Here is a 20,430-nt window from a genome sequence, read left to right as displayed (position 1 = left end):
GCGGCCCCATGACGACGATCCTCTACGGCATTCCCAACTGCGACACGATCAAGCGTGCGCGCGCCTGGCTCGCGGAGCAGGGCATCCCCTACGAGTTCCACGACTACAAGAAGTCCGGCGTCCCGGGCGACCATCTGCCCCGCTGGCTCTCGCAGCTGGGTTGGGAGAAGGTTGTCAACCGTGCCGGCACGGCCTGGCGCAAGCTCGATGACGCGACGAAGGCCGGCGTCGTCGATGCGGCCAGCGCCACGCCGGTGCTGACGGCGAACCCGAGCGTCATCAAGCGGCCGATCGTCGAGTGGGCCGATGGCTCGCTGACGGTGGGCTTCGTACCCGAAGCCTGGGAAGGAAAGCACTGATGTTCACCGGTATCGTCCAGGGCGTCGCCACCGTCGCCGCCATCACCGACCGCCCCGGTCTGCGCAGCTTCACGCTGGGTTTCCCCAAGGGCTTTTGCGAAGGGCTGGAGATCGGCGCCAGCGTTTCGTGCGACGGCGTCTGCCTGACCGTCACACGGCTGCGTGGCACGGACCACGCGGATTTCGACGTGATGCTGCAGAGCCTGAACCTCACCACGCTGGGCGCGTTGACGGAGGGCAGCCCGCTCAACGTCGAGCGAGCCGCGCGCGACGGCGCCGAGATCGGCGGCCATCCGCTGTCCGGCCACATCGACTTCAAGGCCAGCGTGGCCTCGATCCGCCAGCCCGAGAACAACCACGTGCTGCGCATCGCCGTGCCGCCGCAGTGGATGCGCTACATCTTCGCCAAGGGCTATATCGCGATCAACGGCGCGAGCCTCACCGTGGCCGAGGCCGACCGCAAGGCCTGCTGGTTCGAGGTCTGGCTGATCCCCGAGACCTTGCGGATGACGACCTTCGCGGACAAGGGTGTCGGCGCCGAGCTGAACATCGAGATCGAGCGCTCGACCCAGGTCTTCGTCGACACCGTGCGCGATGCGATCGACGAGCGTCTGGGCCCGCTGCTGCCGGCGCTGGAGAAGCTGCTGGCGGCGCAGGGGCAGTCGGTTGACGATCTGGCGCGGCCGCCGGCACAACTGCCGGGTTGATCGCTCAGTTCAGCGGCATTCGCTGTTGATCGTTTCCTGCGTGCGCTGCGTTTCCTGCGCACGCTGGGCGTCGTCGATGATGACCCGCTCGCCCTTCTCGTTGAGCCGGTTGATGCGCACGCCGTCCTGGAGCATCTTCATGTTCTCCTGGGCGCGGGCGCAGTTCTCGCGCCGGGTCTGGGCGTTCTTGCGCTCGGTTTCCTTCTGCTTGGCGAGCTGTTCCTGCTCCTGCTGCTTCTGGCGCGCCACCTGATCCTGCTCGGCCTTGCTCGGGCCGCTGGCGACCGGGGCGGGCGGCGGGGCGCTGGGCGCGGTGCCGGGAGGCGAGACGGTGACGACCTTCAGCTGCTGGCCGGGCGGGCGCTGGAGGATGTCCTTGTCCTGCACGCCGGGCGGCGGCGGGCGATCGCTGTACTGGATCTTGCCGGCCGTGTCGCGCCACTTCCATTGGGCCTGCGCCGGTCCGATGAGGCTGAGCGTTAGCAAGGCGGCCAGCAGCGCCGGAAAGTGCGAGGGCTTGAGCATCGGCAAAGTGTACCGGTCGCCTCGTGTAAGCAGGGGTAATGGGCTAGTCCGTATAATGCCGCTTTGCGACTGGAGCTTCCCTCATGCGCCTTCTTGGAAAAGCGCTCACCTTCGACGACGTGTTGTTGGTGCCAGCGTTCTCCCAGGTGTTGCCCCGCGACACCAGCCTTGCCACCCGGCTTTCCCGCAACATCGAACTGAACCTGCCCCTGGTCTCCGCGGCCATGGATACGGTGACGGAAGCGCGTCTGGCGATCGCCATCGCGCAGGAGGGGGGCATCGGCATCGTCCACAAGAACCTCACCGCCCAGCAGCAGGCCGCCGAGGTGGCGCGCGTGAAGCGCTACGAGTCGGGCGTGCTGCGCGATCCGATCACGATCACGCCCGAGGCGACGGTGCGCCAGGTCAAGGCGCTGTCGGAGCAGCACGGCATTTCCGGCTTCCCGGTGCTCAAGGGCAAGCGCGTCGTCGGCATCGTCACCGGCCGCGACCTGCGCTTCGAAACCCGCATGGACGCCCCGGTCAGCGAGATCATGACCCCGGCCGAGCGCCTGATCACCGTGCGCGAAGGCGCCACCTTGGCCGAGGGCAAGGCGCTGATGCACAAGCACAAGCTCGAGCGCGTGCTGGTGGTGAGCGACGACTTCGAGCTGCGCGGCCTGATGACCGTCAAGGACATCACCAAGCAGACCAACTTCCCCAATGCGGCGCGTGACGCGCACGGCAAGCTGCGCGTCGGTGCGGCCGTCGGCGTGGGCGAGGGCACCGAGGAGCGGGTCGAGCTGCTGGTCAAGGCCGGCGTCGATGCGCTGATCGTCGACACCGCCCACGGCCACAGCGCCGGCGTGATCGAGCGCGTGCGCTGGGTCAAGCAAAACTTCCCGCAGGTCGACGTGATCGGCGGCAACATCGCCACCGGCGCGGCCGCGCTGGCACTGGTCGAGGCCGGCGCCGATGGCGTCAAGGTCGGCATCGGCCCGGGCTCGATCTGCACCACGCGGATCGTCGCCGGCGTCGGTGTGCCGCAGGTCACCGCGATCGACTACGTGGCCACGGCGCTGAAGGGCACCGGCGTGCCGCTGATCGCCGACGGTGGTATCCGCTACTCGGGCGACATCGCAAAGGCCATCGCTGCCGGTGCCAGCACCGTGATGATGGGTGGCATGTTCGCCGGCACGGAAGAAGCACCGGGCGAGGTCATCCTGTTCCAGGGCCGCTCCTACAAGAGCTACCGCGGCATGGGTTCGATCGGCGCGATGAAGGCCGGCTCCGCCGACCGCTACTTCCAGGAAAACGACGAGACGACGAACCCGAACGCGGACAAGCTGGTGCCCGAGGGCATCGAAGGCCGCGTGCCGTACAAGGGCTCGATGGTCGCGATCGTCTACCAGATGGCCGGCGGCCTGCGGGCTTCGATGGGCTATTGCGGCTGCGCCAGCATCGACCAGATGCAGGACCGCGCCGAGTTCGTCGAGATCACCTCGGCGGGCATTCGCGAGAGCCATGTCCACGATGTTCAAATCACGAAGGAAGCGCCCAACTACCGGGCGGATTGAACGTCAGCGACATATGCAACGGGGCTTCGGCCCCGTTACTTGTTTTCTGAGGAATTGGCAGTGAGCAGTAGCACCGAGACAACAGCAGTACAGAGCCCGCCATCGAAGCGCGCCGCTGGCATGGGCTTCATCATGATCGCCGTGCTGATCGACATGATCTCGATCGGCCTGATCATCCCGGTGCTGCCGCCGCTGGTGGGCACCTTCACCACCAGCGAATCGGCCCACACGCTGGCGCAGCTGGCGGTGACGCTGGCCTTCTGCATCGCCAACTTCCTCAGCTCGCCGATCCTCGGCGGCCTGTCCGACCGCTACGGCCGCCGCAAGGTGATGCTGATCGGCTTCTCGGGCCTGGCCCTGTCCTTCTTCGTCACGGCGATGGCTACGGCCTTGTGGATGCTCGTCGTCGTGCGCCTGTTCAGCGGGGCGATGCAGTCCAACATCGCCATCGCCAATGCCTACGTGGCCGACATCACGCCGCCCGAACAGCGCACGCAGCGCTACGGCCAACTGGGCGCCGCCTTCGGCATGGGCTTCATCCTCGGGCCGGTGCTCGGTGGCCTGTTGGGCCACATCAACCTGCACCTGCCCTTTTTCGTCGCCGGTACGCTGGCCATCACCAACTGGCTCTACGGCTTCTTCGTGCTGCCCGAATCGCTGGCGCCCGAACTGCGCCGGCCCTTCGACTGGCGGCGCGCCAATCCGTTTGGCGTTCTGGCGCGCGTGAAGGCGCTGCGCGGCGTGGGTCCGCTGATGTACGTGCTGATGTTCAGCGGCCTCGCGCAAACGATCGTGCAGAGCTGCTGGGTGCTCTACACCGGCCATCGCCTCGGCTGGGGGCCGCTGGAGAACGGCCTCTCGCTGCTCGCCGTCGGCGCGATGTCGGTGTTGATGCAGGGCGTGCTGCTGAAGCCGCTGATGAAGCGTGTCTCGGTCAGCCGGGTCGTCACGCTCAGCCTGGCGGTTTCGATCTTCACCAATGCCGGCATCGGCATGGCCACGCAGGCCTGGATGGTCTACGCGCTGATCGCCATCGGTGGCCTGGCCTCGGCCGTCGGCCCGGCGCTGCAGAGCCAGATCTCCAAGGCCGCCAGCGCCAGCAGCCAGGGCGAGACCATGGGTGCCGTCGCCGCGCTGAACAGCCTGATGGCCGTCATCGCGCCGCCGATCGGCCTGGGCCTGATGTACCTCGTCGCCGACCTGCCCAAGACCGACCTGCGCATCGGCGCGCCCTTCTTCTTCATCGCGCTGCTGCAGCTCCTGTCGCTGTACTTCGCAGCGCGCTACTTCGCCGGCCAGCCCGATGACGAGCCGCCGGCCGCCGCCGTCTCCTCCGCTTCCTCCGCCTCCTGACGATAGCCCGCCATGCAACACGACAAAGTCCTGATCCTCGACTTCGGCTCCCAAGTCACCCAGCTGATCGCGCGCCGCGTGCGCGAGGCCGCGGTCTACTGCGAGATCCATCCGAACGATGTGTCGGATGAGTTCGTCAAGAGCTTCGCGCCCAAGGCCATCATCCTGTCGGGCTCGCACGCGTCCACCTACGAAGACCACGAACTGCGCGCGCCGCAGGCCGTGTGGGACGCCGGCGTGCCGGTGCTGGGCATCTGCTACGGCATGCAGACGATGGCGGTCCAGCTCGGCGGCAAGGTCGAGTGGAGCGACCACCGCGAGTTCGGCTACGCCGAGGTCCGTGCCCACGGCCACACGTCTCTGCTGAAGGACATCGCCGACTTCACCACCGCCGAAGGCCACGGCATGCTGAAGGTCTGGATGAGCCACGGCGACAAGGTCACGGCCTTGCCCGAGGGCTTCAAGCTGATGGCCTCCACGCCGAGCTGCCCGATCGCCGGCATGGCGAACGAGGAGAAGGGCTACTACGCCGTGCAGTTCCACCCCGAGGTCACGCACACGCTGCAGGGCCAGGCGTTGCTGCACCGCTTCGTCCGCGAGATCGCCGGCTGCAAGGGCGACTGGATCATGGGCGACTACATCGAAGAAGCGGTCGCGAAGATCCGCGAGCAGGTCGGCGATGAAGAGGTGATCCTGGGCCTGTCCGGCGGCGTCGATTCCAGCGTGGCCGCGGCGCTGATCCACCGCGCCATCGGCGACCAGCTCACCTGCGTCTTCGTCGACCACGGCCTGCTGCGCCTGAACGAAGGCGACATGGTGATGGAGATGTTCGAGGGCAAGCTGCACGCCAAGGTGATCCGCGTGCAGGCTGAAGACCTGTTCTTGGGCCAGCTCGCCGGCGTGACCGATCCGGAGAAGAAGCGCAAGATCATCGGCGGTCTGTTCGTCGACGTGTTCAAGGCCGAGGCCGAGAAGCTGAAGGCCGGCAACCAGGGCCACAAGGGCGCGACGTTCCTCGCCCAAGGCACCATCTACCCCGACGTGGTCGAGAGCGGCGGCACCAAGACCAAGAAGGCCACGACGATCAAGAGCCACCACAACGTCGGCGGCCTGCCCGAGCAACTGGGCCTGAAGCTGCTGGAGCCGCTGCGCGAACTGTTCAAGGACGAGGTCCGCGCACTGGGTGTGGCCCTGGGCCTGCCGCCTGAGATGGTCTACCGCCACCCGTTCCCCGGCCCGGGCCTGGGCGTGCGCATCCTCGGCGAGGTGAAGAAGGACTACGCCGACCTGCTGCGCCGCGCCGACGCGATCTTCATCGAGGAGCTGCGCAACCACCGCGACGAAGCCACCGGCAAGACCTGGTACGAACTGACCTCCCAGGCCTTCACCGTCTTCCTGCCGGTGAAGAGCGTCGGCGTGATGGGCGACGGCCGCACCTACGACTACGTCGTCGCGCTGCGCGCCGTGCAGACCAGCGACTTCATGACCGCCGACTGGGCCGAACTGCCCTACGCGCTGCTGAAGAAGACCTCGGGCCGCATCATCAACGAGGTCCGCGGCATCAACCGCGTGACCTACGACGTGTCGAGCAAGCCGCCTGCGACGATCGAGTGGGAATAAAGTCCCTCCCCATTGGTGCAACCGCGGCATAGCCGCGTCCGGATCATCGGGAAACAAGACAGAAGCGTGACGGCAAGAGAATGTCGAGTTTCCAGTCTTAGTGTTCCGAGTTCACCCGATGCCGAAGTTGTCCCTCCCGCGTTTGACGATCGGCTGGTCGGCGTTCTGGCTTCTTGCTTTCCTGCTTGCGCAGTCCCCGGCGAGCGCGGCGGATCGTGTCATCGTGCTGGATTCCGGCGAGGCGCAACTGACCTTGATCGATCCGGTGACGCACAAGGTCGTCGGGACCGAGCCGACCGGCAAGGAGCCGCATCACCTGATGATCACGCCCGACGGTCGCTCGCTGATCGTCGCGGACTCGATCTCCAACGACCTGATGTTCCTCGACCCGCACACCGGCGCCGTGCAGCGGCGTGTCGAGGGCATCGAGGATCCTTACCAGCTGGGCTTCTCGCCGGACCGCAAGTGGTTCGTCACCGCAGGCCTGCGGCTGGACCGGGTCGACGTCTATCGCTACGACGGCCAGCAGATGGTCCTGGCCAAGCGGATCGCGCTGGCCAAGACGCCGAGCCACATCAACTTCGATTCCAGCAGCCGCTACGCGTTCGTCACCTTGCAGGACACCGGGGAAGTGGCGGCGATCGACCTGGCTACCCAGACGGTGCAGTGGAAGCTGAAGGTGGGCAATACCCCGGCCGGCCTGTGGATGACGCCCGGCGATCGCTTCCTGCTCGTCGGCATGACGGGCGAGGACGACGTGGCCGTGGTCGACTGGCATCGGCAGGCGCTCGTGAAGCGCATCCCCACGGGGCGCGGTGCCCACAACTTTCGTGACCTCGATGACGGTCACCACGTCGCCGTCACCAATCGCGTCGAGAGCACGATCAGCATCCTCGACTACGACACGCTGGCCAAGGTGGCCGACATCACCGGCCTGCGGCCCGGGCCCGACGACATGCAGTTGAGCGCCGACCATCGCTATCTCTGGGTGACGTTCCGCTTTGCCCGGCACGTCGGCATCATCGACATGAACACGCGCAAGCTCGTCGACACCATCGCCGTCGGCCGCTCGCCGCACGGCCTGTTCTTTGCCAACGCGGCGCCGGTGCACGCGCCCAATCCGGACTGAGACAGCGCCCATCTCCGGCATGCAGTTGCTCCAGGAAGTTCTTGCGCAAGTCGATGCCGGCGTGTCGGCGCTGCAGACGCTGCTCTACGTCGACGTCGTCCAGCCGCTGCTGTACCGCTTCGGCCTGATGGGCTACGACGAGGAGACCTACGACGCGCTGTACTGGGTGATCGTCGGGGCGCTCCAGATCTGCGTCAGCTATGCCGTGCTGCGACCGCTGGAGGCGCTTCGTCCCGTCGAGTCCTGGCCCGATCGCAAGGCGCTGCGGTCCGACGTGATCTACACCTGGATCGCCAAGCTCAGCTTGCTGAACCTCGTGTTCTTCCTGGCGCTTCAGCCCGTCTTCACCCACTGGCAGAGCCTGATGGCCATCTACGGCGTGCCAGGGCTGGACGTCGATGGTCTGTGGCCGGGTGTCACCGACCAGCCGATGGTGTCCTTCCTGATCTATCTGGTGGTGCTGGACTTCTGCGGCTACTGGTACCACCGCTGGCAGCACCGCTTCGGCGTCTGGTGGGAGCTTCACGCCGTCCATCACAGCCAGCAGCAGATGTCCTTGTGGACGGACGACCGCAACCACCTGCTGGACGACATGCTCCAGGCCGCGTTCTTTGCCGCGATCTCGCTGCTCATCGGCGTTCCGCCCTCCCAGTTCGTGGTGCTGGTCGCGGTCGGGAACTTCCTTCAGAGCGTCCAGCACGTGAACGCGCGGCTGCACTTCGGTCCGCTGCTGGAGCGGCTGATCGTCAGCCCGGCCTTCCATCGCCGCCATCATGCGATCGGCTACGGCCACGAGGGCACGCGCTACGGCTGCAACTTCGGCGTCCTCTTCCCGTGGTGGGACATGATGCTCGGCACCGCGTCATGGAACCGCACCGTCGAGCCTACGGGCATTCGCGACCAGTTGCCGCCGCCACAGGGCAGCGCGCGCTCCTATGGCGAGGGTCTGCTGGCCCAGCAGTGGACTGCCTTCGAGCGCATCGCCGCCCGGGTCTTCGGATCGAGGGCCTGAGGCTGCCGTCCTGATCAGCCCATCAGCCGGCGTACGCGCCGCCGCAGGTCGATGAGCTGCTTCTCGCGCGAGCGGTCGATGCGCTTGGCGTCGATCAAGGTCAGCCCGCCGCAGGCCGAGAGCGTGTGCAGGCCCTCGCGGTAGGTGTCGGAGACGAGGTCACCGGTCAGGCGCGTCGGGCGCCTCTCGATCTCGATCCGGCCCTCGTCGAGCTGCGTGAAGCGCAGCAGGCGCACCGCGCTGCCGTAGCCGCCGACGCCGTCCTGCACGGGCAGGGTCAGGAAGCCCTCGCCATCGACGAAAGGCTTGCCCGCCGGCCTGGCACCGCCGTGGTCGACATGGATCGGATTGCCGCGGACCGGCTGCCAGGGACCGGTCAGCGACGGCGCCCAGGCGGCGTGCAGTTCCTTCTGGTCACGCTGCTTGGGGCCGACGAGGGCATAGAACATCCACCAGCGGTCCTGGTGGAACACCACGGAGGCGTCGGCGATCGGCTGGTCGGCGATCAGCACGCATTCCTTGGTCCAGCTGTCCAGGTCCGCGCCGGGGCGGTACAGGGCGACCTCCTTAGCCTGGTTGCTCTCCGGGATCATGAACAGCTCGCCGCCGTGCTCGAGCAGGTACGGGTAGGAGAGGTGGAAGGGCCGCGACAGGGCGAGGCTCTTGCCGCGCCACTTGAAGCCGTCGAGGTCGAGTTCGTGACGCTCGATGACCCCGTGCTTGGTCCGGTAGTCGAAGGCCTCGACGAAGACGTGCAAGACCTGACCCCTGACGAGGCCAAACGGGTCGGCCAGGTAGCGCCAGGGGCCGGCATCCGGCAGCCAGGTGATGCGGGACTTCAGCGCGGCCAGGGCCGCCGCGTCCAGTTTCTCGATCGGGGAGGGGACGATGCCGACGCGCCAGAAATCCGTGCGCGGCCGTTTAAACATGCGTCGGCGCGAGTTCCAGGTCGAGGGGGGCGGGGCTGGCGGACGAGCGCCGGGCGATGGCCTCGGCGTAGAAATCCATCACCGAGGCGACGGCGGCGGAACGATCGAAACGCTTCAGTTCGTAGGTCACGGCTTGGCGCAGTTGCTTGGGGCAGGACCGGAGGACGTCCAGCGCGGATCTTATGGCAGCGCCCAGGGCCTCGGCATCGCCGATGGGCGTGAGCGTGCCGGGTTGGCCGGCCAGCAATTCGGTGAGCCCTTGCGTGCGCGTCGCGACGATGGGCAGCCCGGCCCGCATCGCCTCCAGCACGGACAGCGGGAAGGCCTCTTCCCGGGAGGGCGACACGTAGAGGTCCATCGCGGCCAGCGCGGCGTCGACATCGCTGCGGAAGCCGAGCAGGCGGATGCGCGGGTCGCCCTCGGCCAGCTTCTCCAGCTGCTCGCGCTGCTCGCCTTCGCCCAGGATCGCCAGCACGGCGTCGGCGGGTGCGAAGTGCTTGAACGCCAACACCAGCAGGTCCATGCCCTTGCTGGCGTGCAGCCGGCCGGCCGTGCCGACGAGCAGTTGATCCGCTTGCAGGCCGAGTTCGGCGCGAAGGCCCGGGCCCACCGGCGCCGCCGTGCGCTCGGGCGCCCAGTTGTGGATCACGCGCGAAACGCCGCCAAACCCGCTCAGCTGCGACTGCTGAGCCTGGTTGACGCAGACCAGTGCGTCGAGGCGCTGGTGCTGGTGCGCCTTGAATCCGACGTGCAGCGTGCCGAGGCGGGCCACGTCCGGCACGGTGGCCACGGCCTTGCACGCCGGGCCCAGATGCCCATGGCAGACGTCGGGCGACAGGCGCTTGACGATGTGCCTGAGCCGCGCCCCGCGCAGAATCGGCAGGGCCAGGCCGTGATAGCGGACCTCCGGGCGCACGAAGCGGGTCATCGCCGAGCCCTGGGTGCCGACGATGTGCACCTCGTGGCCCAGATCGGCCTGGGCGTGCGCCAGGTCGATGCAGTGCTGTTCGCCTCCGGCGAGCTTGGACGAGAAGACGACGTGAACAATGCGCAGGCGTTCGGGGAGGGTACTCATGGGGATGGAAAAGGGTCAGGGCCTATCGCTGGGTCGACGTTGGAGAATTCCCGTCTCGCAAGAAAAATTCGCACTTCGTTACATTGACGGCCGAACTACGGGGACAGGCATGAGCAGAGGGAAACGGGAGGCAGGCTATCTGCCCAATCTTTCAAGCCCCTATCAAGGGAAAACCAGGGGCATTCCCCGGTGAGGGAGCAGGCGTCGATCCTCCTGGTCGAGGACGACCGGACGATCCGGACCGAGCTGGAACTGCACTGGCAACGCCTCGGTGGCTGGCGGGTGCAGACCTGCGCGAGGCTCTCCGAGCTGCCCGAGGCCCTGGCCCGCAGCGCCCCCGACGTCATCGTGCTGGACCGCCAGCTGCCGGACGGCAACGCGCTGGACTGGCTGGACGGCTGGCGCCAGAAGGACCCGCACACCTCGGTGATCATCCTGACCGCCATGGACCGGGTGATGGACCGCGTGGAGGGCCTGCGCCGCGGGGCCGACGACTACCTCGTCAAGCCTTTCGCGCCAGAGGAGCTGGATGCGCGCATCGTGTCGCTGCTGCGCCGCACCGGTGCCACGCAGGGCACGCGGCTGCAGTTCGGCCCGCTGCTGTGGCTGCAGGAACAGGGTGAGGTTCGCGTGGACGGCGTGGTCCTGGAACTGCACCCGCGCGAGCTCGAAGTGCTGGGGCTGCTGATCCGCCGCGCACCGCGCCTCGTGCCCCGGCGCGTCCTCGTCGATGCTTTGGCGGAGCGGAACCTGGAGCTCACCGACGCCGCGGTGGACGTCTACATTTCCCGGCTGCGGCGCAAGCTCGCCGGGCGCGGAGTGGAGATCGTTACCGCGCGCGGCTTCGGCTACCGGCTCGACATGAGCACTGCGGGCGACAACGAAACGGGTGGCGACGATGGCGACTGAGGTGAAGCGATGGTTGCAGCGCGAGCTGCAGATCAAGCTGCTGCTGCCGGTGCTGCTGATCGTCGTGGTCGGCGGCGTGCTGGCGCTGTTGAACGCCGGGACGATGGTCGAGAAGACCTATGACCGCTGGCTGCTGGACTCCGCACGCGCGCTCTCCAAGCAGGTCCGCTTCGAAGGCGACCAGGCGGTGCTGGACCTGCAGAGCCAGGCGGAGTCGATGCTGAACTTCGACGTGCTGGACAAGATCTACTTCTCGGTCAGCCAGTCCGGCCGCAGGGTCAGCGGCCGTGCCGGCATGCCGACGAGCGGCAGCAATGAACGCCAGTACCGGCTGGGTGGGCGGGCGTTCAACGCGGAGTTCGATGGCCAGCCGGTGCGCATCGCCTGGGTGGCGCTGCCCGCGCCGGGCGGCGGCATCGTGGACGTCATGGTTGCCGAGACGCTCAACAAGCGCTCGCTGGCGAACAGCCGGCTGCTCTGGTGGTATGCGGCCATCGGCGGCCTGCTGGTGGCGGCGGCCATGGCCATCGTCGTCGTGCTGCGCGGGACCCTGCGGCCGCTGGAGGACATGGCCTCGCGCTGGAGCGTGAGGGCGCATGCCTCGCTGGACCCGATGCCGACGAACGATGTGCCGCGCGAGCTGCTGCCCTTCGCCCATGCCCTGAACAGCCTGCTCGGCCGGGTGCGCGGACTGCTGGAGCGCGAGCGCCAGTTCGCGGGCACCGCGGCGCATCAGCTGCGCACCCCGCTGGCCGGCCTCCAGCTGGGCCTGCATCGCGCCAGCCAGGCGACCGACATCGAATCCGCGCGCCGCATCCTGCAGGAGCTGGGGCCCGCCACCGAGCGCATGGGCCGCATGATCCAGCAACTGCTGGCCCTGAGCCGCCTGGACCCGGAGATCGGCGCCGGCCTGGACTTCGACCAACTCGACCTGGTGGACCTCGCCCGCGACGTGGGCGAGTCCTTCCTCGACGCCGCGGACGCGAAGGGCGTGCAACTGGAACTGGTCGAGCCCGCCGGCGGTGCGGTGAGCGTCCGCGGCCACCGGGAACTGCTGGGCGAGGCGCTGGGCAACCTGCTCGACAACGCGATCAAGTACACGCCCCGGGGCGGCCGCGTGCTGCTGGAGGTCGATGCCAACCCACCACGACTGAGCGTGGCCGATGACGGCCCGGGCATCGCCGAGTCGTTCCAGCCGGTGATGTTCGACCGGTTCTCACGCGGCAGTGCGGGCGGGGCCGAGCCCACCGAGGGCAGCGGCCTCGGGCTGGCGATCGTGCGGGAGATCGCGGCGCTGCACGGCGCAAGCGTGCAGTTCGAGCGCGGCTCCTTGGGCGGGGCCTGCTTCGTCATCCAGTTCGGCGGCCGCTAGGGTCAGCGGTTCGCCAGCGCCTCGTCCACGCTGGCAAGCCTGACCCGCGTGGTGAGCCCGTTCAGCGCGATGCGGTGCAGGATCTCGGAGACGGTCGTGCTGGCGTCGGTCAGCACGGTCACGTCGCGATAGTCGTCGGCGCGGCGGGAGATCGCGGTGTGCGTGACGCAGTTCTGCGTCATCATGCCGCAGACGATCAGCGCATCGACGCCGAGCGCCTGCAGCGTGTCGTGCAGCGTGGTCTCGGCGAACGCATCGGCGTGCTGCTTCGTGATGACCGGCGAGTCGGCCACGATGGCACGGATCTCGTCGTGCAGTTGCACGCCGACGGTGTCGGGCTGGAAGAAGGGCGCGGGGCCGCGCGCCACGTGCTGGACGAAGACCACGGGCAGGCCCTTGTCGCGCGCCAGCCCTGCAGCTCGGCTGGCAGCGGCCAGCGTCTCCCTGGCGTTCCAGAGCGGAAAGGCGCCGCCCTCGAAGTAGTCGTTCTGGATGTCGATGACGATCAGTGCGGGTCGGCCCATGGTTGCTCCTGGCAAGTCGATGCCGGGATTGTTCGTTTCCGCAGGCATCTGAACGACTGGCCTGAATAACCGATATCGATAAGATCGGGCCAAGCTTGACCTTTCGCTTGTCATTCGTTCCCGTGCCTGCACGTCCTCCCAAAACACTGGTCGCCATCGTCGCCTTCGACGGCATCAGCCCCTTCCACCTGTCCGTGCCCTGTATCGTGTTCGGCGACGCGATGGGTGGCGCTTCGCCCTTCGAGGTCGTGGTGTGCGCCTCCGAGCCGGCGCCCTTGCGGACCACGGCGAACTTCAGCCTGTCCGACCTCGCGCCCCTGTCGGTGCTGAAGCGCGCCGATGCCATCGTGGTGCCGAGCTGGCGAGACGTGCAGGAGCGCCCCCCGGAGCGCCTGCTCAAAGCGCTGCGCGAAGCCCATGCACGCGGCGCGCAGATCGTGGGGCTGTGCTTCGGTGCCCATGTGCTGGCCGAGGCCGGGCTGCTGGATGGCCGCCGCGCCACCACGCACTGGGAGTACGCCCAGGCCATGGCGGCGCGCTTTCCGGCCGTCGATGTCGATCCCGACGTGCTGTACGTGGAGGACGGCCAGGTCCTGACCTCCGCGGGCACGGCCGCCGGCATCGATGCCTGCCTGCATCTGATCCGACGGCGCCTCGGCGCGCAGGCGGCCAACCGGCTGGCGCGGCGGCTCGTCGTGCCACCGCACCGCGAAGGCGGGCAGGCGCAGTTCATCGAGCAACCGCTGCCCGATACCGCGGGCGGCGCGCGCCTGGCCCTGCTGATCGACGAGGTACGCAAGCGGCTCGAGCAGCCCCACACGCTGGACAGCCTCGCGGCGCAGGCCTGCATGAGCCGGCGCAGCTTCACGCGGCAATTCAAGTCGCTGACGGGAAGCACCGTGCAGTCCTGGCTGCTGGCCGAGCGGCTGGCGCTGTCGCAGCGCCTGCTGGAGCGCACCGACCAGTCGGTGGAGCGCGTCGCCGAGATGGCGGGCTTCGGCTCGGTGGTGTCGCTGCGACACCATTTCCGGCAGCGCTTCGGCGTGAGCCCGACGGCCTGGCGGCGCAGCTTCGCGGCGCCGGTGCACGCCGAGGCGTGACGGATTTCACGCGCCGGTTTCCGTGTAGGCAATTTGCCTAGGGCAATTGCCTGTAACCCCGGCACGCGACTGCCGGATTCGCCTTCTGCCGGCGAAACCCCCTCTCCGGAAAACTAGCGTCATCGCAACGGGCACCCGCCCAGCAACGTGAAACCAAGGGGAGACGACGATGACGAACTTCAAGCGCACTCTGCTGATCGCCGCACTGCTGACGCCGGGCCTGTCGATGGCCGTGACCGCGAGCAACACCTTCCAGGTGACGGCCACCGTGATCAGCTCCTGCACCGTCTCGGGCACGACCCTGAACTTCGGCAACACCATCGACTCGCTGGCCACGCCGACCCCGGTGGATGCCACCTCGACGCTGACGGTCACCTGCTCGAACACCACGCCCTACACCGTCGCGCTGAACGCCGGCACGAACGCCGGTGGTGCCTCCAACTTCAGCACCCGCAAGATGAAGAGCGGCAGCAACACGCTGAGCTACCAGCTCTACACCGACACCGGCCGCTCGACCGTCTGGGGCGACGGCACCGCCAGCAGCAGCACCTCCGCCGGCACCGGCACCGGCAGCGCGCAGACGCTGAGCATCTACGGCCGCCTGCCCTCGATCGCCAACGCCGTGCCGGGTGCCTACACCGACACCGTCACTGTCACCGTCACCTACTAAACCACAGAGGCCGCACCATGAACTTCCGCAACCTGCCCATGCGCGCCAAGCTGATGCTGGCGTTCGCCCTGCTGGCCGCCGTCGTGCTGCTGGTCTCGCTGCTGGCGCTCAAGTCGCTCGGCCGCTCCAACGACCGTTTCGCCGACTACCTGCAAGGCGTCGGCCAGCGCGAGCACCTGGCGATGGACATCCGCGCCGCCGCGCAGCGTCGCGCCATCGCGGCTCGCAACCTCGTGCTGCTGGGCAACTCGCCCGAACGCGAGGCCGAGAAGGCTGTGGTCACGCAGGCCCACCAGGACGTGCAGGACACGATCACCCATCTGCGCCAGGCGCTGGCCAAGGCGGGTGACCTGGGCGACCGCGACCGCGAGCTGGTTGCCGAGATCGAGCGCGTCGAAGGCCTGTACGGCCCGGTCGCGCTGGACATCGTCGGCAAGGTGCTGGGCGGCCAGCAGGAAGCTGCGGTCGCGAAGATGAACGCCGAGTGCCGCCCGCTGCTGGCTTCGCTGCTGAAGGCCACCGCCGCCTTCATCGACTACGAGGAACGCCAGGCCGAGCAGCGCACCGCCGCGGCTACCGCGGGTTACCAGCAGGACCGCCTGGTGATGATGATCGCCAGCGGCGCCGCCGTGCTGGCCGCCATCGCGATGGGCTGGCTGCTGAGCAACGCCGTCACCCGCCCGCTGAACCGCGCCGTGCAACTGGCCCGCGCCGTGGCCGCCGGTGACCTGCGCTCCACCATCGAGGTCGACCGCCAGGACGAAACCGGCCAGCTGCTGGAAGCGCTCAAGGGCATGAACGACAGCCTGTCCACGATGGTGAGCCAGGTGCGCGATTCGGCCGACGGCATCGCCAACGCTTCCAAGGAGATCGCCACCGGCAACGTCGACCTGTCCAGCCGCACCGAGCAGCAGGCCTCGGCGCTGCAGCAGACGGCCGCCTCGATGCACCAGATGACCGGCACGGTCCAGCAGGCCGCCGACAACTCCCGCCAGGCCAGCGAGCTGGCCCGCTCGGCGGCCGAGGTGGCCGGCCGCGGCGGCCAGGTGGTCGAGCGCGTCGTCAGCACGATGGGCGAGATCGCCGAGTCCAGCGAGCGCATCGCCGACATCATCGGCGTGATCGACGGCATCGCCTTCCAGACCAACATCCTGGCGCTGAACGCCGCCGTGGAAGCGGCCCGTGCCGGCGAACAGGGCCGTGGCTTCGCGGTCGTGGCCGGCGAGGTGCGCATCCTGGCCCAGCGCAGCGCCGAGGCCTCGAAGGAGATCCGCAAGCTGATCCAGGCCAGCACGGCCAAGGTGCAGGCCGGCAGCGCGCTGGTCGGCGAGGCCGGCAGCACGATGAACGACATCGTCGGCCAGGTGCGCCGCGTGACCGACCTGATCGGCGAGATCCAGGCCTCGGCCGGCGAGCAGAGCAGCGGTATCGGCCAGGTCAACCAGGCCGTCGCGGCGATCGACCGCGGCACGCAGCAGAACGCCGCGCTGGTCGAGGAGAGCGCCGCCGCCACCGAGAGCCTGCGCCAGCAAGCCGCGGCGCTGATGCAGACCATCGCAGTGTTCAAGACCGGCACGGCGGCTTACGCCTGAGTCAGTTACTGCCCTGATCGCGCCATACTCCGCGCGATGCAGGCTCTTGAACAAGTTCTCGTCCTCTTCCTGACCGCCGTCGCGCTGGCTGCCGCCGCGCGGCGGCTTGGCGCTCCGTATCCCGTGTTCCTCGCCATCGGCGGCGCGCTGCTGGCGCTGATCCCCGGCGCCCCCAGCCTGAGCCTGCCGCCCGAACTGGTGCTGGCGCTGTTCGTGGCACCCATCCTGGTCGATGCCGGCTACGACGCCTCGATGCGCGACCTGCGCGACAACTGGCTGCCGCTGGCAAGCCTGGTGATCGTGGCGGTGGGCCTCACGACGGCGGCCGTGGCCGCGGTGGTCCACGCGATGGTGCCGACCGTGCCCTGGGCCGCCGCCATCGCACTGGGCGCCATCGTGGCCCCGCCCGATGCGGTGGCCGCCACGGCGGTGCTGCGACCGTTGCGCCCGCCGCAGCGCATCCTGGGCATCCTCGAAGGCGAGAGCCTGCTGAACGATGCCAGCGCGCTGCTGATCTACCGCGGGGCCGTCGGTGCCGTGGCTGCGGACGGCTTCTTGATGCAGGCCATGGCGCCGAGCTTCCTGCTGGCCGTGCTGGGCAGCCTGGTCGCCGGTCCGGCGCTCGGCTGGCTGGCGCAGCGCCTGCTGGAGCGGGTGCAGCACATTCCCACGGCCATCATCCTGCAGTTCATCGGCACCTTCAGCGTCTGGCAGCTGTCCGAGCATCTGGGGCTGTCGGGCGTGCTCACCACCGTCTGCTTCGCGATGACCTTGGCGCGCCTGGCCCCGGCGCGCGTGCCGGCGCGCGTCCGCATCCCGACCAACGCGGTGTGGGCCACGGTGGTGTTCGCGCTGAACATCTTCGCCTTCATCTTCATCGGCCTGCAGCTGCGCCCGATCCTGGTGGAGCTGGCGCCGGAGATGCGCCAGCAGTACCTCGGCGTCGCCGCCGCTGTGCTGGCTACCGTCATCGCCGTGCGCGTCGCCTGGCACATGACGTTCAACGCGGTGCTGAGGCTGTGCGACAACCGCCATGGCTTCCGCCCGCCGCGGCCGATGCTGCAGCCGACCGTGGGCAGCGGGCTGGTGATCTCCTGGGCCGGCATGCGCGGCATCGTCACGCTGGCTGCCGCGCTGGCGCTGCCGGCCGACTTCCCGGGCCGCGGGCTGATCGTGCTGACGGCCTTCCTCGTCGTGCTGGGCACCTTGCTGATCCACGGCCTCACGCTGAAGCCGCTGCTGCGCGCGCTGAAGCTGCACGACGGCGACCCGGTGGCGCGCGAGGAGGAAGAGGCCCGCCAGCGGATGCTGGAGGCCGCCTTCGCGCAGTTGCCTGCCGGCGAGCCGGGCAGTTCCCCGGTGATGGAGCTGGTGCGCAAGAACCTCAAGATGCACCTGGGCCGCCCGCTGCATGGCGCGGACAGCCCCTTCGCCCGCTTCGGCGCGGAGTACGACAGCCACTACACCGCCGCGCTGCAGGCCGCCCGCCAGGTGCTGCTGGCGATGCGCGATGCTGGCAGCATCGGCGACGACGCCTTCCACACGCTGGAGAACGACCTCGACTGGCTGGAGGTCTCGGACCCGCTCAGGGCCGCGAATGCGGATGCGCTGGAGTAGCTTCCAACCGGAAGGCTGACATCGCGCCCGCCAGGCGCACGCTCATCTCGGCCATGCTCTCGGTCGCGGCGGTGGACTCCTCGACCAGGGCCGCGTTCTGCTGCGTCATCGTGTCGAGCTGCGAGATCGCCACGCCGACTTCCGAGACGCCGCGCGCCTGCTCGTGGCTGGCCGTCGAGATCTCCTGGATCAGGCCGTTGACCGACTGCACCTGCTGCACGATCCGCTCGATCGCCGAGGCCGCCTGACGCACGCGTTCCGAGCCCGAGGCGGCGTCGGCGACGCTGACGTCGATCAGGCCCTTGATGTCCTTGGCCGCGGCCGCCGAGCGGTGGGCCAGCGCGCGCACCTCGCCGGCCACGACGGCGAAGCCGCGTCCCTGCGGGCCGGCGCGAGCCGCCTCGATGGCGGCGTTCAGCGCGAGGATGTTGGTCTGGAACGCGATGCCGTCGATCACGGTGGCGATCTCGGCGATGCGCTGAGCACCGGTCTGGATGCCGTTCATCGTGTCGACGACCTCTCGCATCGCCTCGCCGCCGTGCAGGGCGGCCTCGGCCGCACCGGTGGCGATCCGCGAGACCTCGGCGGCGCTGTCTGCGTTCTGCTGCACGGTCGAGGTCAGCTGTTCCATCGAGGCGGCGGTCTGCTGCAGGCTGCCCGCCTGCTCCTCGGTGCGCTGGCTGAGGTTGACGTTGCCGATGGCGATCTGCGAGGACGCGGTGCCGACCGCATCGACGCCGGACCGCACCTCGTTGACGATGCTGCGCAGCCGCGCCACCATCGTCTGCATCGATCGCAGCATCTGGCCCAGCTCATCGCGCCGCTGCGAGGCGACGTCGACCGTCAGGTCTCCCGCCGCGATGGCTGTCGACATCTCCACGGCCTCCCGCAGCGGGCGGACGATCGAGCGCACCACGGCCGCCGCGAAGGCCAGGCCGGCCAGGGCCGCCAGCACCGTCAAGGCCAGCTGTGTGCGGCTCGCGCGGCGCTCGGCGGCCTGCACCTCCGCCAGCGCCTGTTCGCGCTGGGCCTGTTGCAGCTGCCCGAAGTCCTCCAGCGATTTCAGGTAGTGCTCGACCGCAGGGTTGAGCTCGCTGTCGACGAAGGCCTGCGCCTGGCCGGCCGCATCGGCGCCCGCCCGGTTGTCGAAGTGCTTGCTCTTGTCGACCGCGGCCAGCACCGTCACGCGCTGGCGTGCGATCTCGTCGAGCTGCTTGCGGTCGGCCTCCGACGTCGCCTTCTCGACGACGCGCTTCTGCATCGCGGCGATCGCCGCGATGGCCTCCGCGCTCTTGCGCTCGAAGTTGCGCTCCAGCACCGGATCCTGGCTGACGGCCATCGCGATCACGCGCTGGACATTGGTCTCGACCAGGCGCCGCCACTGGATCGAATCGACGATGCGGCCGTCGTAGTCCTGCAGGCGGGCCATCGCCTCGTCCGCGGCGCGGGCCTGCATGCGCTGGGTGACGAAGGCGCTGGTCGCCAGTCCCGCGACGAGCGCCAGGGTCAGTCCCCAGAGCTTGCTGGAGACGGAGATGTCATCGAGTAATTTCATCGGGATGCCTCTTGTCTGTGGGAAGGGAGCCTCGGGATCGAGGCGGGTTCGCAGTCGGAAACGGTGAGTCCGTAGGGCTTGAAGGTCGCTGCGGTGCGGCCGCTGCGGCACATCTCGTTGATGGCCGCGGCGAAGCGTGCGGAGAATCCGGGCGGGATCCGGCCCGGCACGAAGCCGTAGACGTAGTCGAACTCCTTGATCAACTCGACCGCCTGCAGATCCTTCCGATTTGCCTCGGGCAGTTGATGGCGCGCGGCGACGTCGTTGAGCAGGGCCAGGCCATGGGGGCCGTAGCGGCCGGCAAGCAGCTTGCGCACGACGACATGCTGGTCCGGCTCGATCTCGATGCGTGCGCTGGGCATCGCCGCGGCCACCTCGCGCAAGGTCCTGCTGGCTTGCGAGGGGCCGAAGGTGGCGATCGTGCGGCCGGCCACGTCGCGGCCCGGGCACGGGTTCTGGCCGGCGCGGGCGAACAGCACGTAGCGGCCCCGGACGACATCCGGGCTCAGCTCGAAGCCGGCCCGGCGCTCCAGCGAATCGGCCACCGGAAAGATGCCGTCCACCTCGCCGGCTTCGGCGGCCCCCACCGCCCGCCGCCATGGCATCAGGCTCACCTGGCAGTCCTGCCCGGCCTCGGCGCAGGCTGTCAGCAGCAGTTCGACCATCGGGCCGGCGGGCTGCCCGTCCGCGCTGGCGAAGGAGTAGGGCGGGAACTGCCGCGTGACCAGGCGCAGCGGTCGAGGCGGGGCCGCCTCAGCCGTCAGGCACAGCGCTATCGGAAGGGCCGCCAGCAGGCGGAGCAGAAGAGCGAGCATGAGGAGACTCC

General features: G+C 68.7%; 19 protein-coding genes. 13 read left to right on the top strand and 6 right to left on the bottom strand.

What is annotated here, in order from left to right; translation table 11 throughout:
* Positions 1 to 8 precede the first annotated feature (8 nt).
* Entirely contained in the window at positions 9 to 359 is a 351-nt protein-coding gene (locus SNE35_RS20170) for an ArsC family reductase (RefSeq protein WP_320424797.1), read from the top strand.
* The gene (locus SNE35_RS20165) at positions 359 to 1,066 is read left to right on the top strand and encodes a riboflavin synthase subunit alpha (protein ID WP_320424796.1); all 708 of its coding nucleotides are present in this window, start codon (positions 359 to 361) and stop codon (positions 1,064 to 1,066) included. Before SNE35_RS20170 ends, SNE35_RS20165 begins: the two co-directional genes overlap by 1 nt.
* A 9-nt stretch (positions 1,067 to 1,075) precedes the next feature.
* Here the strand turns inward: SNE35_RS20165 and SNE35_RS20160 are convergent, their stop codons facing one another.
* The gene (locus SNE35_RS20160) at positions 1,076 to 1,591 is read right to left on the bottom strand and encodes a DUF4124 domain-containing protein (protein ID WP_320424795.1); all 516 of its coding nucleotides are present in this window, start codon (positions 1,589 to 1,591) and stop codon (positions 1,076 to 1,078) included.
* A gap of 83 nt (positions 1,592 to 1,674) precedes the next feature.
* On the opposite strand from SNE35_RS20160, the gene guaB reads away from it, so the two are divergent.
* From guaB to SNE35_RS20135, 5 genes are all read left to right on the top strand, one after another.
* A complete protein-coding gene (guaB, locus tag SNE35_RS20155) occupies positions 1,675 to 3,147 on the top strand; it encodes an IMP dehydrogenase (protein ID WP_320424794.1) in 1,473 nt (490 codons plus the stop codon).
* 60 nt (positions 3,148 to 3,207) lie between these two features.
* Positions 3,208 to 4,500 carry an MFS transporter gene (locus SNE35_RS20150; protein ID WP_320424793.1) on the top strand — a complete coding sequence of 431 codons (1,293 nt, stop codon included), beginning with the start codon at positions 3,208 to 3,210 and terminating at the stop codon, positions 4,498 to 4,500.
* Positions 4,501 to 4,512: 12 nt separating this feature from the next.
* Positions 4,513 to 6,120: a glutamine-hydrolyzing GMP synthase gene (gene guaA / locus SNE35_RS20145; protein WP_320424792.1), complete on the top strand. Its 1,608-nt coding sequence runs from the start codon at positions 4,513 to 4,515 to the stop codon at positions 6,118 to 6,120.
* Positions 6,121 to 6,238: 118 nt separating this feature from the next.
* Positions 6,239 to 7,249: a YncE family protein gene (locus SNE35_RS20140; RefSeq protein WP_320424791.1), complete on the top strand. Its 1,011-nt coding sequence runs from the start codon at positions 6,239 to 6,241 to the stop codon at positions 7,247 to 7,249.
* 19 nt (positions 7,250 to 7,268) lie between these two features.
* The gene (locus SNE35_RS20135) at positions 7,269 to 8,261 is read left to right on the top strand and encodes a sterol desaturase family protein (RefSeq protein WP_431312768.1); all 993 of its coding nucleotides are present in this window, start codon (positions 7,269 to 7,271) and stop codon (positions 8,259 to 8,261) included.
* Positions 8,262 to 8,275: 14 nt separating this feature from the next.
* Here SNE35_RS20135 and SNE35_RS20130 read toward each other — a convergent pair whose 3' ends face one another.
* A complete protein-coding gene (locus tag SNE35_RS20130; RefSeq protein ID WP_320424790.1) occupies positions 8,276 to 9,190 on the bottom strand; it encodes a glucosamine inositolphosphorylceramide transferase family protein in 915 nt (304 codons plus the stop codon).
* On the bottom strand, positions 9,183 to 10,265 hold the full coding sequence (locus SNE35_RS20125) for a glycosyltransferase (RefSeq protein ID WP_320424789.1): 1,083 nt from the start codon (positions 10,263 to 10,265) through the stop codon (positions 9,183 to 9,185). Before SNE35_RS20125 ends, SNE35_RS20130 begins: the two co-directional genes overlap by 8 nt.
* 189 nt (positions 10,266 to 10,454) lie before the next feature.
* Here SNE35_RS20125 and SNE35_RS20120 point away from each other — a divergent pair, with 189 nt between their 5' ends.
* A complete protein-coding gene (locus SNE35_RS20120) occupies positions 10,455 to 11,174 on the top strand; it encodes a response regulator transcription factor (RefSeq protein WP_320424788.1) in 720 nt (239 codons plus the stop codon).
* Positions 11,164 to 12,546 (top strand): sensor histidine kinase, encoded by a 1,383-nt coding sequence (locus SNE35_RS20115; RefSeq protein ID WP_320424787.1) that lies wholly within the window; start codon positions 11,164 to 11,166, stop codon positions 12,544 to 12,546. The genes SNE35_RS20120 and SNE35_RS20115 overlap by 11 nt, the downstream gene beginning before the upstream one ends.
* A 2-nt stretch (positions 12,547 to 12,548) precedes the next feature.
* Here SNE35_RS20115 and SNE35_RS20110 read toward each other — a convergent pair whose 3' ends face one another.
* Positions 12,549 to 13,070 carry an isochorismatase family protein gene (locus SNE35_RS20110; protein ID WP_320424785.1) on the bottom strand — a complete coding sequence of 174 codons (522 nt, stop codon included), beginning with the start codon at positions 13,068 to 13,070 and terminating at the stop codon, positions 12,549 to 12,551.
* A 122-nt stretch (positions 13,071 to 13,192) separates the two neighbouring features.
* Between SNE35_RS20110 and SNE35_RS20105 the strand changes: the two genes are divergently transcribed.
* The 4 genes from SNE35_RS20105 (at position 13,193) to SNE35_RS20090 (ending at position 18,049) form a co-directional block, all read left to right on the top strand.
* Complete coding sequence (locus SNE35_RS20105) at positions 13,193 to 14,170, top strand: helix-turn-helix domain-containing protein (protein ID WP_320424784.1); 978 nt, start codon at positions 13,193 to 13,195, stop codon at positions 14,168 to 14,170.
* Positions 14,171 to 14,339: 169 nt separating this feature from the next.
* The gene (locus SNE35_RS20100) at positions 14,340 to 14,840 is read left to right on the top strand and encodes a Csu type fimbrial protein (RefSeq protein ID WP_320423642.1); all 501 of its coding nucleotides are present in this window, start codon (positions 14,340 to 14,342) and stop codon (positions 14,838 to 14,840) included.
* A 17-nt stretch (positions 14,841 to 14,857) separates the two neighbouring features.
* On the top strand, positions 14,858 to 16,432 hold the full coding sequence (locus tag SNE35_RS20095) for a methyl-accepting chemotaxis protein (RefSeq protein ID WP_320424783.1): 1,575 nt from the start codon (positions 14,858 to 14,860) through the stop codon (positions 16,430 to 16,432).
* Between the two features lie 36 nt (positions 16,433 to 16,468).
* The gene (locus SNE35_RS20090; protein WP_320424782.1) at positions 16,469 to 18,049 is read left to right on the top strand and encodes a cation:proton antiporter; all 1,581 of its coding nucleotides are present in this window, start codon (positions 16,469 to 16,471) and stop codon (positions 18,047 to 18,049) included.
* Here the strand turns inward: SNE35_RS20090 and SNE35_RS20085 are convergent.
* Complete coding sequence (locus SNE35_RS20085; protein ID WP_320424781.1) at positions 18,018 to 19,604, bottom strand: methyl-accepting chemotaxis protein; 1,587 nt, start codon at positions 19,602 to 19,604, stop codon at positions 18,018 to 18,020. The two genes, SNE35_RS20090 and SNE35_RS20085, sit on opposite strands and share 32 nt — an antisense overlap.
* Positions 19,601 to 20,419, bottom strand: a complete 819-nt coding sequence (locus SNE35_RS20080) for a substrate-binding periplasmic protein (protein ID WP_320424780.1) — start codon at positions 20,417 to 20,419, stop codon at positions 19,601 to 19,603. The genes SNE35_RS20085 and SNE35_RS20080 overlap by 4 nt, the downstream gene beginning before the upstream one ends.
* Positions 20,420 to 20,430: the final 11 nt, after the last annotated feature.

It is taken from the genome of Roseateles agri (genome assembly GCF_034043675.1).
GTDB lineage: Bacteria > Pseudomonadota > Gammaproteobacteria > Burkholderiales > Burkholderiaceae_C > KK5.
Note: the sequence above shows the minus strand (reverse complement) of the source record. Positions and strands in the feature narration are given on the sequence as shown.